General features: G+C 64.5%; 12 protein-coding genes. 7 read left to right on the plus strand and 5 right to left on the minus strand.

Features of this window, described 5'->3' with window-relative positions:
- Positions 1–40 precede the first annotated feature (40 nt).
- The 3 genes from ACSQ8Y_RS02195 to ACSQ8Y_RS02205 form a co-directional block, all read right to left on the minus strand.
- Complete coding sequence (locus ACSQ8Y_RS02195; protein ID WP_436264829.1) at positions 41–556, minus strand: hypothetical protein; 516 nt, start codon at positions 554–556, stop codon at positions 41–43.
- Positions 556–1,566 (minus strand): HpcH/HpaI aldolase/citrate lyase family protein, encoded by a 1,011-nt coding sequence (locus tag ACSQ8Y_RS02200; RefSeq protein WP_436264830.1) that lies wholly within the window; start codon positions 1,564–1,566, stop codon positions 556–558. The genes ACSQ8Y_RS02195 and ACSQ8Y_RS02200 overlap by 1 nt, the downstream gene beginning before the upstream one ends.
- A 122-nt stretch (positions 1,567–1,688) precedes the next feature.
- Entirely contained in the window at positions 1,689–2,678 is a 990-nt protein-coding gene (locus ACSQ8Y_RS02205; RefSeq protein ID WP_436264831.1) for a malate dehydrogenase, read from the minus strand.
- A 287-nt stretch (positions 2,679–2,965) separates the two neighbouring features.
- Between ACSQ8Y_RS02205 and ACSQ8Y_RS02210 the strand changes: the two genes are divergently transcribed.
- The 7 genes from ACSQ8Y_RS02210 to gltA all read left to right on the plus strand — a co-directional run bounded on the left by ACSQ8Y_RS02210 (position 2,966) and on the right by gltA (position 8,994).
- The gene (locus tag ACSQ8Y_RS02210) at positions 2,966–3,790 is read left to right on the plus strand and encodes a GntR family transcriptional regulator (RefSeq protein WP_436264832.1); all 825 of its coding nucleotides are present in this window, start codon (positions 2,966–2,968) and stop codon (positions 3,788–3,790) included.
- A 203-nt stretch (positions 3,791–3,993) separates the two neighbouring features.
- Positions 3,994–4,419 carry a succinate dehydrogenase, cytochrome b556 subunit gene (gene sdhC / locus ACSQ8Y_RS02215; protein ID WP_436264833.1) on the plus strand — a complete coding sequence of 142 codons (426 nt, stop codon included), beginning with the start codon at positions 3,994–3,996 and terminating at the stop codon, positions 4,417–4,419.
- 1 nt (position 4,420) lies between these two features.
- Positions 4,421–4,786 (plus strand): succinate dehydrogenase, hydrophobic membrane anchor protein, encoded by a 366-nt coding sequence (gene sdhD, locus ACSQ8Y_RS02220; protein ID WP_436264834.1) that lies wholly within the window; start codon positions 4,421–4,423, stop codon positions 4,784–4,786.
- 2 nt (positions 4,787–4,788) lie between these two features.
- Positions 4,789–6,567: a succinate dehydrogenase flavoprotein subunit gene (gene sdhA, locus ACSQ8Y_RS02225; protein WP_436264835.1), complete on the plus strand. Its 1,779-nt coding sequence runs from the start codon at positions 4,789–4,791 to the stop codon at positions 6,565–6,567.
- Between the two features lie 18 nt (positions 6,568–6,585).
- Positions 6,586–7,296: a succinate dehydrogenase iron-sulfur subunit gene (locus ACSQ8Y_RS02230; protein WP_436264836.1), complete on the plus strand. Its 711-nt coding sequence runs from the start codon at positions 6,586–6,588 to the stop codon at positions 7,294–7,296.
- A 17-nt stretch (positions 7,297–7,313) separates the two neighbouring features.
- Positions 7,314–7,595: a succinate dehydrogenase assembly factor 2 gene (locus ACSQ8Y_RS02235; RefSeq protein ID WP_436264837.1), complete on the plus strand. Its 282-nt coding sequence runs from the start codon at positions 7,314–7,316 to the stop codon at positions 7,593–7,595.
- 97 nt (positions 7,596–7,692) lie between these two features.
- On the plus strand, positions 7,693–8,994 hold the full coding sequence (gene gltA / locus ACSQ8Y_RS02240) for a citrate synthase (protein ID WP_436264838.1): 1,302 nt from the start codon (positions 7,693–7,695) through the stop codon (positions 8,992–8,994).
- 61 nt (positions 8,995–9,055) lie between these two features.
- Here gltA and ACSQ8Y_RS02245 read toward each other — a convergent pair whose 3' ends face one another.
- Together ACSQ8Y_RS02245 and ACSQ8Y_RS02250 are read right to left on the minus strand one after the other, a co-directional pair.
- Positions 9,056–11,443 carry a sensor domain-containing protein gene (locus tag ACSQ8Y_RS02245; protein ID WP_436264839.1) on the minus strand — a complete coding sequence of 796 codons (2,388 nt, stop codon included), beginning with the start codon at positions 11,441–11,443 and terminating at the stop codon, positions 9,056–9,058.
- A 274-nt stretch (positions 11,444–11,717) separates the two neighbouring features.
- Entirely contained in the window at positions 11,718–13,784 is a 2,067-nt protein-coding gene (locus tag ACSQ8Y_RS02250) for a putative bifunctional diguanylate cyclase/phosphodiesterase (RefSeq protein WP_436264840.1), read from the minus strand.
- Positions 13,785–13,832 lie beyond the last annotated feature (48 nt).

Consider the following 13,832-nt stretch of genomic DNA (forward strand, 5'->3'; position numbering starts at 1 on the left):
TTATTAATTTTCAGGTGATGCCGGGTACAAAAAAACTTGATCAGCCCTGGGTGGCCGGCGTGGCGGCCGCCGCCGGTTTCATCTGTTCGGCGTTGCGGCATTCGTTGGCCAGCTGGCGGTTCTGCTTGGAGTCGAGCAGCATGCCCTTGGCCGGGATGCCGATCCAGATCAGGCCGAACAGCTTGTTCTCGAAGCGGTTGGCGCCGGTGGTCGTGCCGACGCGCGTCAGGCGGTGCAGACGCTTCTTCCAGCGCAGCGCGATATGGTGTTCGTCGCTGGCGTTCTGGTAGATGGTGATCTTGTTGCCCAGCTCGCAGTCGAAGTCGACCACGGTGGAGCCTTCCACGCCCGGCTCGGCGGCTTCCTCCGCGTCCTCGGGCGCCACGGCCACGGGGGCGGCGGCGGCTTTTTTGCCCGGGGCTTTCTTCGCCTTGGCGGAGGTTTTTTGGGCGCCGGCCTCAGCCTTGGCCTCGGCTGCATGGGACACTGGCGCCAGGCACGTGGTCATCGCGCCCAGCGTGATACCGCAGGCCAGAAATAATTTGGAGAGTGACATTACTTGGATTCCGTAACAGGTGTGGCAGGTTCGATCGGGTTCAGCAGGGCGGAGGCCGCCTCCGGCAGCGGCAGGCCCGCCAGGCGCGCGCGTTGCAGCACGGTCCAGTAGTAGCGGTAGCTGGCGCGGTCGTGCAGGCGGCCGTTCTGGGAAATCGGGCCCCACTGCACGCGCTCGGCGTCCTGCAGGATGTGGGTTGCTTCGTTGACTTCGGACAGGCGCGGCGTAAAGGCCTTGATCACCGGCTTGATCTGGTTCGGGTGGATGCTCCACATGCGCGTGTAGCCGAATTCGGCGGCCGCGCGCTGGGCGTCGTTGGCCACCACGGCCGGGTCCTTGATCTCGGTGGTCACATTGTGCGACGGCACCTTGCCGTGCGCGTGGCAGGCCGCCGCGATCTCCAGCTTGGCGCGCACCACCAGCGGGTGCGTGAACTGGCCCGGCGTGCGCATGGCGCTGCCCGGCACCGCGCCGTAGTGGGCGGACACGAAGTCCATGATGCCGAACGACAGGCACTCGACCTGGGGCAGGGCGGCGATGGCGTAGGCGTCGCGCAGCGCGCCGTGGGTTTCGATCAGCACGTGCACCGGCAGCAGGGGGCGGCCGGCCTTCTGCGCGTGCCGGTTGATGAAATCGATGGCGCGCATCACTTCCTGCACGCTGTCCGGTTTCGGCAGCACGACGTAGGCCAGTTGCTGCGCCGCGGCGCCGCAGATGATCTCGACGTCGCGCTCGAAGTGCGGGCTGTGCAGGTCGTGCATGCGCGCGCCGATGCGCTTGAATTTGTTGTCCTCGCCGGTCAGCAGTTCGGCGACCAGGCGCGCGTGCGCTTCCTCGTTGCCGGCGGAGGCGCCGTCCTCGCAGTCGAGGGTGATGTCGAACAGGGGACCAAGTTCTTGTTGCAAGGCAATCGATTTGCGCATCAGCTTTTCGGAGCCGGCGTAATGGTCGCAGGCCGGCAAAAGCAGCGGCTGGCGCGTGCCCTGGAATAAAACCTCGGATGGATGCATGCGGGAAGGAGAAGTGGGCTGGGCTGCGGCGGGCGCAGACGGAACCGCCGCACTGCTCTCGGCAGTGCGGCGGGTGCGGCGTATGGGCGGTTTAACCGGTTCCACAGTGGCCAGTGCGCCGCTTACGGCAGCAGGTGTTTCACGCCTTCACGCTCTTCGGTCAGTTCCTTCAGCGTGATGTTGATGCGCTCTTGCGAGAAGGCGTCGATTTCCAGGCCCTGGACGATGGTGTACTCGCCGTTCGCGGTGGTGACAGGGAAGCCGAACATGGTGCCTTCAGGGATGCCGTAGGAGCCGTCCGAAGGGATGCCCATGGTGGTCCACTTGCCGTTGGTGCCCAGTACCCAGTCGCGCACGTGGTCGATGGCCGCGTTGGCTGCCGACGCCGCCGACGACAGGCCGCGCGCTTCGATGATGGCCGCGCCGCGCTTGCCCACGGTAGGCAGGAAGGTGTTGGCGTTCCATTCCTGGTCGTTGATCAGGTCCTTGACCGATTTGCCGCCGACGGTGGCGAAGCGGTAGTCGGCGTACATGGTCGGCGAGTGGTTGCCCCACACGCACAGCTTCTCGATGTCCTTGACCTGGGTGCCGGTCTTGGCGGCCACTTGCGACAGCGCGCGGTTGTGGTCCAGGCGCAGCATGGCGGTGAAGTTCTTGGCCGGCAGCGACGGCGCCGATTTCATGGCGATGAAGGCGTTGGTGTTGGCAGGGTTGCCGACCACCAGGACTTTCACGTTGCGCGAAGCGACGGCGTCCAGCGCCTTGCCCTGCACCGTGAAGATCTGGGCGTTCGCTTCCAGCAGGTCCTTGCGTTCCATGCCTGGGCCGCGCGGACGGGCGCCGACCAGCAGGGCCACGTCGGCGTCCTTGAAGGCGGTCATCGGGTCGGCGTGGGCAGTCATGCCGGCCAGCAGCGGGAATGCGCAGTCGTCGATTTCCATCATGACGCCTTTGAGCGCTTTTTGCGCTTTTTCGTCAGCGATTTCAAGCAGTTGCAGGATGACCGGCTGGTCTTTGCCCAGCATGTCGCCATTGGCGATGCGGAACAGCAGGGAATAGCCGATCTGACCGGCGGCGCCGGTAACGGCAACACGCATTGGGGTTTTAGCCATGATGAATCTCCAAAGTGGAATAGAAAACGATCTTGCAGCTGGGCCTACGCTTGCGGAAAACTGTAATGATACCAAAACCGGCAAGGTTTACTGATTGCCTTTGACCGGTGCAGCGGCTATGCTCTTCTTGTTCCGGGTCGCGCGGGCGCGGGCGGGCAAGTGGACATCGCCGCCGAGTGTAGGCCGGTCTGCTGCTTCTGTCAATCATATCTTATGTCTTATATAAGACAGATAAGTTGTCGTGTTTTGCTGGACGGCGCCTGGCTTTTGTGGTGAAATCCGGGTCTATGAATTCCGCCCCGTCCAACCTGACCAACCATGGCGCCGCCGCGAGCGGCACGGTCAGCCCGACGGCGGCTCCGGCCACCGCCGCGCCCGCTTCTGCCCCCGGCTCCTCCCCGACCTTTTCCCCGCTGTACCAGCAGATCAAGGCCCTGATCACGCAAAGCCTGCAGTCGGGCGAGTGGAAGCCGGGCGAACTGATCCCCAGTGAAGTCGAGCTGGCCGGCCGCTTCAAGGTCAGCCAGGGCACCGTGCGCAAGGCGATCGACGAGCTGGCGGCGGAAAACCTGGTCATGCGCAAGCAGGGCAAGGGCACTTTCGTGTCGACCCACCACGAGGCACGCGCCCATTTCCGCTTCCTGCGCCTGATGCCCGACGAGGGCGTGCCCCATTATCCGGAATCGAAGTTCATCGAAGTCAAGCGCACCCGCGCGCCGGCCGACGTCGCGCGCCTGCTCGAGCTCAAGTCCGGCGACGCCGTGGTGTTCATCAAGCGCGTGCAGTCCTTCGACGGCATGCCCACCATCGTCGAGGAGCTGTGGCTGCCCGGCTTGATCTTCAAGGGACTGACCGCCGAACGGCTGGTCGAGTACAAGGGGCCGATGTACGGCCTGTTCGAATCAGAATTCGGCACCCGCATGATACGCGCCGCCGAAAAAATCCGTGCCACCAGCGCCGACGAGGGCGCCGCCGCACTGCTGCAGGTCGCGCAGGGCACCCCCCTGCTGATGGCCGAACGCGTCTCCTTCACCTACGGCGACAAGCCGGTGGAGCTGCGCCGCGGCCTGTATTCGACCGAACGTCATCACTATCAGAACGATCTGAACTGAAAAACGCATAAGGGAGACGCGCTGTCCGGTCGCCAGCCGGACGATGTTGCGCTAATAACACGCGGCCTTGCATAAATTGCAAAGACCGGGTACGACAAAACATAATTTTGGTTATATGTAACAATACATATTGGTCTGGACTGCAAAAATCGGCGAAAATCGCAGTCTCACAAATTTAGCATTACGTATAGGGAGGTCTCGTCATGTCAGAAGCCGTAAGAGAAGCACCAAAAAAAGAACGGCCGCAGTTTCGCAATATCAACATTTTCACCGATCTACCAGCTTACCGTTTCCCTTTGGCCAGCCTGGTTTCCATTTTGCACCGCATCTCCGGTTTCCTGATGTTCGCGCTGCTGCCGGTGGTGCTGTATCTGCTGGAGAAGAGCCTGTTATCTGAGATCTCTTTCGAGCATTTCAAGGGCATCGCATCGCATCCCTTCACCAAATTGATCATCCTGGCCTTGTGCTGGGGCTACTTCCAGCACTTCTGCGCTGGCGTACGCCACCTGGTGATGGACATGCACGTCGGCCTGGACAAGGATTCGGCGCGCAAGTCGGCCGCCTCGGTCATGGTGGTGAGCCTGGCGCTGACCGCCCTGGTGGCACTGAAACTGTTTGGAGTGTTCTGACATGGCAAATAACAATATCGGTCCTAAGCGCCTGGTCGTCGGCGCCGGCTACGGCATGCGCGACTGGCTGGCCCAGCGCGTCACCGCGGTTCTGATGGTGGTCTACACCGCCGTCCTGCTGATCTGCTTCCTCACCGGCAGCAACTTCAACTACGAAGGCTGGGCTGGCCTGTTCGCCCAGAAGTGGTTCAAGCTGTTTACCGCCGTGACCCTGTTCGGCCTGTTCTACCACGCCTGGGTAGGCGTGCGCGACATTTGGATGGACTACGTGCAAGCCGTGGCCCTCCGTCTGACGCTGCAAATCATCACCATCGGCTGGCTGATAGGCTGCGCCGTGTGGTCGGTACAAATACTCTGGAGTGTGTAATCGTGGCAGCAATCAAATCTGCAATCCCTACCCGCCGCTTTGACGCGGTGATCGTTGGCGCCGGCGGTTCCGGCATGCGCGCCTCCTTGCAACTGGCGGAAGCCGGCCTGAACGTGGCCGTGCTGTCCAAAGTGTTCCCGACCCGCTCGCACACCGTGGCGGCGCAGGGCGGCATCGGCGCCTCGCTGGGCAATATGGCCGAGGACAACTGGTTCTGGCATATGTTCGACACCGTCAAGGGCGGCGACTACCTGGGCGACCAGGACGCCATCGAGTTCATGTGCCGCGAAGCACCGAAGGTGGTCTACGAGCTGGAACACTTCGGCATGCCCTTCGACCGCAATCCCGACGGCACCATCTACCAGCGTCCGTTTGGCGGCCACACCGCCAATTTCGGTGAGAAAGCCGTGCAGCGCGCCTGCGCCGCGGCCGACCGCACCGGCCACGCGCTGCTGCATACGCTCTATCAACGGAACGTGCGCGCCCGCACCCACTTCTTCGTCGAGTGGATGGCGCTCGACATCATCCGCGACGCCGAAGGCGACGTGGTGGGCGTGGTGGCACTGGAAATGGAAACCGGCGAATGCATGATCCTGGAAGCGAAGACCACCATCTTCGCCACCGGCGGCGCCGGCCGCATCTTCGCCGCGTCGACCAATGCCTTCATCAACACCGGTGACGGCATGGGCATGGCGGCGCGTGCCGGCCTGCCGCTGCAGGATATGGAATTCTGGCAGTTCCACCCGACCGGCGTGGCCGGCGCGGGCGTCTTGATCACCGAAGGCGTGCGCGGCGAAGGCGGCATCCTGATCAACTCGGAAGGCGAACGCTTCATGGAGCGCTACGCTCCGACGCTGAAGGATCTGGCGCCGCGCGACTTCGTGTCGCGCTCGATGGACCAGGAAATCAAGGAAGGCCGCGGCTGCGGTCCGAACAAGGACCACGTGATGCTGGACCTGCGCCACATCGGCGCCGACACCATCGCCAAGCGCCTGCCGTCGATCCTGGAGATCGGCCACAAGTTCGCCAACGTCGACGCGACCAAGGAACCGATTCCAGTCGTGCCGACCATCCACTACCAGATGGGCGGCATCCCGACCAATATCCACGGCCAGGTGGTCACGCCGAACGGCGACGGCACCCAGAAAGTGGTCAACGGCCTGTACGCCATCGGCGAATGCGCCTGCGTATCGGTGCACGGCGCCAACCGCCTGGGCACCAACTCGCTGCTCGACCTGGTGGTGTTCGGCCGCGCGGCCGGCAACCACGTGGTCGCGTCGAACCTGAAGCAGAAAGAGAACAAGCCGCTGCCGAAGGACGCCGCCGATTTCGCGATGGGCCGCCTGAACAAGCTGGAAACCTCGACCGGCTCGGAAAAAGTGCAGGGCGTCGCCAACGACATCCGCGCCACGATGCAGAAGTACTGCGGCGTGTTCCGTACCGACGATCTGCTGGTGCAGGGCGCCAAGGAAATCATGGTGCTCGACGAGCGCCGCAAGCACGTGTCGTTCAAGGACAAGTCCAAGGTGTTCAACACCGCCCGCGTGGAAGCGCTGGAACTGGACAACCTGATCGAGACGGCGAAAGCGACCATCACCTCGGCGGTGGCGCGCAAGGAATCGCGCGGCGCCCACGCGCACAGCGACTTCCCGAACCGCGACGACGACAACTGGATGAAGCACACCCTGTGGTACTCGGAAGGCAACCGCCTCGATTACAAGGCTGTCGTCACCAAGCCGCTGACGGTTGATACCTTCAAGCCGAAACCACGTACTTTCTAAGCAAGGGCCCAGAACATCATGGCACGCACTCTCAAATTCAAGATTTACCGCTACGATCCCGACCAGGATGCCAAGCCTTACATGCAAGACCTGACGGTCGAGCTGAAAGACACCGACAAGATGCTGCTCGACGCGCTGCAGCGCATCAAGTCCGACGTCGACGACTCGCTGGCCCTGCGCCGCTCGTGCCGCGAAGGCGTGTGCGGTTCGGACGCGATGAACATCAACGGCAAGAACGGTCTGGCCTGCACCACCAACCTGAACGAGCTGACCGAGCCTATCGTGCTGCGTCCTCTGCCGGGCCTGCCGGTGATCCGCGACCTGATCGTCGACATGACGCAGTTCTTCAAGCAGTACGATTCGATCAAGCCTTTCCTGATCAACGATTCGATCCCGCCTGAAAAAGAGCGTCTGCAGACCCCTGCCGAACGCGAAGAACTCGACGGCCTGTACGAGTGCATCCTGTGCGCCTGCTGCTCGACCTCGTGCCCGTCGTTCTGGTGGAATCCGGACAAGTTCGTCGGCCCGGCCGGCCTGCTGCAAGCCTACCGCTTCATCGCCGACTCGCGCGACGAAGCGACCGGTGCGCGCCTGGACAACCTGGAAGACCCGTACCGTCTGTTCCGCTGCCACTCGATCATGAACTGCGTCGACGTTTGCCCCAAGGGTCTGAACCCGAACAAGGCGATCGGCAAGATCAAGGAACTGATGGTCCGCCGCGCTATCTGATAATCTGATTATCCGATATGACCGATATGGAAAAGCCTGCGCATCAGGCCGACCCGGCAAACCGCGCGCGCCTGCGCTGGCGCGCCCGCCGGGGATTGCTGGAAAACGATATCATCCTGACTCGTTTCCTCGATGCGCATGAAACCGAATTGACCGACGAGGAAGTGGACGCGTTCACGCGGCTCCTCGACTTGTCGGACAATGCGCTGATGGATCTGGTGCTGGCTCGCGCAGAGCCGGAAGGCGAGGTCGATCTGCCGCACGTGCACGCACTGCTGCAGCGCTTGCGTCTGGCCTGATACTGCGCAAGGGCGCCCGCCACGGCGGGTGCCCACGCCGCCGGGAAAGTTTAGAAGTTTTTTTAATAAGCCGCATCTCTCCAAGAAGGAAGAGTCCATGAACATCTCTGACAACAAAGCTACTCTGTCGTTCTCTGACGGCAGCCCATCGGTCGAGTTCCCGATTTACAAGGGCACGGTCGGCCCGGACGTCATCGACATCCGCAAACTGTACGCCGGCACCGGCAAGTTCACCTACGACCCGGGCTTCATGTCCACCGCAGCGTGCAACTCGTCGATCACCTACATCGACGGCGACAAGGGCGAGCTGCAGTACCGCGGCTACCCGATCGAACAACTGGCCGTGAACGCCGATTTCATGGAGTCGTGCTACCTGCTGCTGAACGGCGAACTGCCGAACGCGGCTGAAAAAGCCAAATTCGTCGACACCGTGACCAAGCACACCATGGTCCACGAGCAGATGCAATTCTTCTTCCGCGGCTTCCGCCGCGACGCGCACCCGATGTCGGTGCTGGTCGGCACCGTCGGCGCGCTGGCGTCGTTCTACCACGATTCGCTCGACATCAACGACGCCAAGCACCGCGAAGTGTCGGCCATCCGCCTGATCGCCAAGATGCCGACCCTGGTCGCCATGGCCTACAAGTACTCGGTCGGCCAGCCCTTCGTGTACCCGCGCAACGACCTGTCGTACAGCGCCAACTTCATGCGCATGATGTTCGGCAATCCGTGCGAAGAATACAAGGTCAACGACGTGCTGGTGCGCGCGCTGGACCGCATCCTGATCCTGCACGCGGACCACGAGCAGAACGCGTCGACCTCGACCGTCCGACTGGCCGGTTCCTCGGGCGCCAACCCCTTCGCCTGTATCGCAGCCGGCATCGCCTGCCTGTGGGGCCCTGCCCACGGCGGCGCGAACGAAGCGGCGCTGACCATGCTGAAGGAAATCGGCTCGGTCGAGAACATCCCGGCCTTCATCGCGCAAGTGAAGGACAAGAACTCCGGCGTCAAGCTGATGGGCTTCGGTCACCGCGTGTACAAGAACTTCGACCCGCGCGCCAAGCTGATGCGCGAAACCTGCCACGAAGTGCTGGAAGAGCTGGGCCTGCAGGACGACCCGCTGTTCAAGCTGGCCATGGAACTGGAAAAGATTGCACTGAACGACGAATACTTCGTCTCGCGCAAGCTGTACCCGAACGTGGACTTCTACTCGGGCATCGTGCAGTCCGCGCTGGGCATTCCCGTGTCGCTGTTCACCGGTATCTTCGCCATGGCCCGCACCATCGGCTGGATCGCCCAGTGGAACGAGATGATCGCCGATCCGGAACAGAAGATCGGCCGTCCGCGCCAGCTGTTCGTCGGCGCCACCAACCGCGACGTGCCGCCGCTGGACCAGCGTTAATCGCCGTTCCTGGCAGCACAGCGAAAAGCGGGCTTCGGTCCGCTTTTTTTTATGCCGGCGCTCAATGCACTTCGAGCGCTGCGTCGGCCAGCAGTGCTTCCAGCGCCCGCTGGCTCAGCGGGGCGCTGAAGATATGGCCTTGGGCGTCGTCGCAACCGCAATGCTTGAGGAAGCTGCGCTGGGCGTCGGTCTCTACGCCCTCTGCGACCACCGCGAAACCCATGTTGTGGCCGATGTCGATCAGTGTCTTGGCCAGGCGGCCGGAGTTGGTGCGCGGGCAGATCTCGCGCACCGAGGCGCGCGTCATTTTAAGGTGGTGTAAGGGCATGCTCTGCAGATAGGGCAGGTTGCTGCTGCCGGCGCCGAAGTCGTCCACCGCCAGCTGGATGCCCAGCGCCCGGGCGGCCTCGGCCACATCCCGGCTCAGGTGGGGATCGCGCATCAGATGGTCCTCGCGCAACTCCAGCTCGAAGTTGCGCGGCGCCACGCCGAAGCGCTTCAGCATGGCGCCGACGTCGGCCACGTAGTTGTCCTGGATGAACTCGCGGTAGGATGCGTTCATCGACAAGGCGATCTCGCCGTGGCCCAGCGCCGCCAGCCGGCGCAGCATGGCGCAAGCGTGTTCCAGCACCCACTGGCCCAGCGGTACGATCAGGCCGCTTTCCTCGGCATCGGACAGGAAGGACGTCGGCAGCAGCACGCCCAGCTCGGGGTGGCGCCAGCGCAGCAGGGCCTCGATGCCGCTCAAGCGCCCGCTGTGCAGCGACCATTTCGGCTGGTACATCAGGAACACTTCGTTGTTGGCGAGCGCGTTGCGCAGGTCGGTTTCCAGCTTTTGCTTGGCCTCGGTGCACGAGCGCATGTCTGCCGAGAACAGGTGCACGCTCTGGTCGCCGCTGGTCTTGGCGTCGTACATGGCGACGTCGGCGGCGCGCACCAGGTCGAGCGCGCTGCAGCCGTCGTGCGGGTAGACGCTCACGCCCATGCTGGCGCCCACCGAGATGTCCTTGCCTTCGAACACCATCGGCTTGGCGAGGCTGCTGCGCAGGCGCTCGAGCATGCGCAGCGTGTAGCGCAGCGAGGGCTGGTCGGCCAATATCAGCACGAACTCGTCGCCGCTCAGGCGCGCCACGGTGTCGCTCTCGCGCACCGCCGCCTGCAGCCGGCGCGCCACCATCTTCAGCACCTCGTCGCCGGCCTCGTGGCCCAGCGTGTCGTTGATCAGCTTGAATTTGTTCAGGTCGACCAGCAGGACCGCCACCAGCGACTTGTTGCGCTGGGCCGTGTGCAGCGCCTGCTCCAGGCGGTCCCACAGCAGATTGCGGTTGGCCAGGCCGGTCAGCGTATCGTGGTTGACCTCGTGCTCGAGCAGCGAGGTGCGCTGCTTGAGCGCGGTGACGTCGTTGATGATGCCGATGTAGTGGCTGACCTGCCCATTGTCGCCGCGCACCGGGGTGATGGTCAGGTCGTTCCAGAACAGCTCGCCATTTTTGCGCAGGTTGCGGAACACCACGTTGGCTTCGCGCCGCTCGGCGATGGCGATGCGCAGCTGGCCGCGCTCGGCCTCGTCCAGGCCGGGCGCAGCCATGAAGCGCGGGTCGCTGCCGATCGCCTCGGCCGTGCTGTAGCCGGTAATCTGTTCGAAGGCCGGGTTGACATAGTCGATGGGGTTGTTTTCGCCCGCGCAGCGTGTGATGAGCACGCCGTTGCTGGTGGCATGCAGCGCGCGTTCGCGCAGGCGCAGCGCTTCCTCTCCCCGGCGCCGCTGGGAAATATCCATGCCCAGGCAGAACACATAATAGTGGCCGTGGCACTTGAACCGGCTGGCGGCGAACAGATAGGGCGTGGCGTGGCCATCCTTGGCCACCAGATCCGCCTCGAGCTGGACTTCGGCATCCTGCTGCAGCACTTCGCGCATCTTGTCCCGCACCAGCGGGCGCTGCGCCTCCGGAAACAAATCGATGGCCGCCGCGTCCGCCAGTTCGTCGCTGTTCAGCTGGGTGGTCTCCTCCACCCGCTTGTTCCACAATGTCAGGCGGCCGCTGTTGTTGATGACGCAAAAATTGTTGCTGCCCAGGGACATCAGCGACTTCAGTTGCAGTGCGCCTATCTGCTCGCGTTCGCTGAGCGCCGGCCGAGCCGGCGCCAGCAGGACGATGCTGCCGTCCGGGCCGGCGCCGTCCCGCTGCGGCAGCAGGCGCAGGTCGAAGCGCGCCCGGCTGCCATCGGCGCGGCCCAGCTCCAATTCCGCCGCGGCGTCCCCGTTGGGCTGGCCGCGCAGCATGCCGGCTTGCTCGGGCAGCGGGCTCAGCAGGAATTCAGCCGCCTGGCCCAGCGCGACCTTCTCGTCGTAGCCGAGCAGGCGCCGGCAACTGGCGTTCCAGCTCGTGATCGCGCCGCCGCCGCCGATATGAAAAGCTGCCAGTTCGTCGTCGAGAGGGGCATGCATGAGTGGCTCCTATGTTTGTAGTAGACAAAGGTAGACCGGCCTGTTGGATAAACGTTCAATGCATGTGTGGGGCGAGCCGAGCGGCCCAGCGGCTGGCGCTCTGCGGCCCGCCGCCCGCCGCCCGTATACGGTCGCGCCGGACTATTTTTCCCCGTCCAGCAGGGCCTGGATTTCCTCGTGTTCCTGGGGCGTGACTTGGCCACCGCGACAGTTCAGGCGGAACGGGCTGGTCGCAGCGGTCCAGCAGCTCCTCCAGCAGGCAGCCGAGACCTTCTCAGGCCCGGCGGTGCAGCCAGTGCTCCAGCGCCGGGCGCGTCAGCGGGCGGCTGACGAAGTGGCCTTGCATGCTGGCGCAGCCGTGCTGCACCAGGAAGTCGTGCTGGCGGCGGGTTTCGACGCCGGTGGCCACCACGTTGATGCCCAGGTTGCGGCCGATGTCCAGCATGGTCTTGGCGAGCGCGCCGCTGTGCCCCTGCTGGTCGATTTCGCGTACCGGGGCCGGCGACATCTTCAGCTGCTCGAGCGGCAGCGCGCGCAGGCAGTTCAGGTTGGACAGGCCGCCGCCGAACTCGTCGACCGAGAGCCGCACACCGAGTTCACGCAAGCCCCTGGCGACGCCGTGCGCCAGCGCCGGGTTGCGCATCAGCTCGGCCTCGCGCATCTCCAGGATCAGGCAGGCGGGATCGACCCCGTAATGCGCCACCCCGCGCGCAATGCCGGGCAGGTAGTCGCGCTGGCTGAACTCGCGGTGCGAGGCGTTCATCGTCACCGGGAGGCGCGAATAACCGAGCGCGTCCAGCCGTTGGATCAGCCCGCACACCTCGGCCAGCACGCGCTGGCCGAGCGGCACAATCAGGCCGTTGGCCTCGGCCTCGGCCAGGAAGGCCGCCGGCAGCAGTTCGCCCAGCTCCGGGTGGCGCCAGCGCAGCAATGCTTCCATGCCGACAATGTGGCCGCTGTGCGCGCAGACGTTGGGCTGGTATTTCAGGTAGAGGTCGTCGCAGGTCAGCGCCGCGCGCAGCGCGTGCTCCATGCTGCGCCTGGCCGCGGAAGCGCACGCCATGTCGTGCGAATAGAAGTGCACCGAGTCCGGCCCGCCGCTCTTGCTTTCGTACATGGCCGCGTCGGCGGCCCGCAGCAGGGTGGTGAAACTGTCGCCGTCCTGCGGAAAGACCGCCACCCCCATGCTGGCGCCGAGCGGCAGGCTGCGCCCCTCGATTTGCGGCGGATGCGCCATGGCCAGGCGCACCCGCTCTATCATGCCCAGCGTATAGCGCAGCGTGGGCTGCTCGGCCAGCACGAGGACGAATTCGTCGCCGCCCAGGCGGGCCACCGTGTCGCCGTCGCGCAGCGCCGATGCCAGCCGCTGGGCAACCGCGCACAGCAGCTGGTCGCCCGCGTCGTGGCCCAGCGTGTCGTTGATTTCCTTGAATTTGTTCAGGTCCATCAGCACCACCGCGACGTGCCGGCCGCTGCGCCGGGCCGCATGCAGCGCCTGGTCCAGCCGGTCGCGCAGCAAGGTGCGGTTGGCCAGGCCGGTCAGCGCGTCGTGCGTGACCTGGTGTTCCAGCTGCTCGGTGCGCTGGCGCAGCAGGGTGATGTCCTCGACGATGCCGACGCAGTGGGTGGCCCTGCCGTCGTCGCCGGGTACCGGGGTGACCGTCAGCTGGTTCCAGAACTGTTCGCCGTTCTTGCGCTTGTTGCGCAGCACGACGGTGACTGCCTCCTGGGCTGCCAGCGCGGCCGCCAGCCGGGCGCGCTCGGGCGCGTCCTGGCGGCCGCAGGCCATGAAGCGCGAGTCGACACCGGCGACTTCCTGCTGGCTGTAGCCGGTGATGCGTTCGAATGCCGGGTTGACGTATTCGATGGGATTGTCCCGGCCCTGGCAGCGGGTGATGACGATGCCGTTGCTGGCCGCATGCACGGCCCGCTCGCGCAAGTCGGCCAGGGGCGGCCGTTGCGCGCGGGATGACAGGTCGAGCCCGGTTCCCAGCAGGTAATTCTGGCCGCCCGCCTGCAGGCGGGCTCCGGAGAGCAGATAGGGCAGGGGCGCGCCGTGCGCCAGCAAGCGGGTCTCCACCTGCATGTGCCGCTCGGTCTGCAGCGCGGTGCAGAAAGCTTCCGCGATCGCCGGGCGGTCGGCGGGATGGATCAGGTCCAGGAAGTGGTGGGTGCGCAGCTGTTTCGCGCTGAGCCCGGTGACCAGCTCGACGCGCTGGTTCCAAAGGGCGAAATATCCAGCCTCGTCGAGAACATAGAAGGTGCAGGCAAGCACGTTCATTACCTCTTTCAACGAAGAGGTGCCGATCTCGAACGGCGGCGCCTGTTCGCTTTCATCCATATGCGGTCCCTGCAGCGTGGCGCTGCGTGTTGCCGGCGAAAGGGCGGG

The organism is Pseudoduganella sp. LjRoot289 (assembly GCF_964252925.1).
Lineage (GTDB): Bacteria > Pseudomonadota > Gammaproteobacteria > Burkholderiales > Burkholderiaceae_D > Rugamonas.

What these genes read in the sequence shown, in the direction of transcription:
- ACSQ8Y_RS02250 (WP_436264840.1), bottom strand. Translation starts at nt 13,784, where the DNA reads ATGGATGAAAGCGAACAGGCGCCGCCGTTCGAGATCGGCACCTCTTCG.
- gltA (WP_436264838.1), top strand. Translation starts at nt 7,693, where the DNA reads ATGAACATCTCTGACAACAAAGCTACTCTGTCGTTCTCTGACGGCAGC.
- ACSQ8Y_RS02210 (WP_436264832.1), top strand. Translation starts at nt 2,966, where the DNA reads ATGAATTCCGCCCCGTCCAACCTGACCAACCATGGCGCCGCCGCGAGC.
- sdhC (WP_436264833.1), top strand. Translation starts at nt 3,994, where the DNA reads ATGTCAGAAGCCGTAAGAGAAGCACCAAAAAAAGAACGGCCGCAGTTT.
- sdhD (WP_436264834.1), top strand. Translation starts at nt 4,421, where the DNA reads ATGGCAAATAACAATATCGGTCCTAAGCGCCTGGTCGTCGGCGCCGGC.
- ACSQ8Y_RS02205 (WP_436264831.1), bottom strand. Translation starts at nt 2,678, where the DNA reads ATGGCTAAAACCCCAATGCGTGTTGCCGTTACCGGCGCCGCCGGTCAG.
- ACSQ8Y_RS02235 (WP_436264837.1), top strand. Translation starts at nt 7,314, where the DNA reads ATGACCGATATGGAAAAGCCTGCGCATCAGGCCGACCCGGCAAACCGC.
- ACSQ8Y_RS02195 (WP_436264829.1), bottom strand. Translation starts at nt 556, where the DNA reads ATGTCACTCTCCAAATTATTTCTGGCCTGCGGTATCACGCTGGGCGCG.
- ACSQ8Y_RS02200 (WP_436264830.1), bottom strand. Translation starts at nt 1,566, where the DNA reads ATGCATCCATCCGAGGTTTTATTCCAGGGCACGCGCCAGCCGCTGCTT.
- ACSQ8Y_RS02230 (WP_436264836.1), top strand. Translation starts at nt 6,586, where the DNA reads ATGGCACGCACTCTCAAATTCAAGATTTACCGCTACGATCCCGACCAG.
- ACSQ8Y_RS02245 (WP_436264839.1), bottom strand. Translation starts at nt 11,443, where the DNA reads ATGCATGCCCCTCTCGACGACGAACTGGCAGCTTTTCATATCGGCGGC.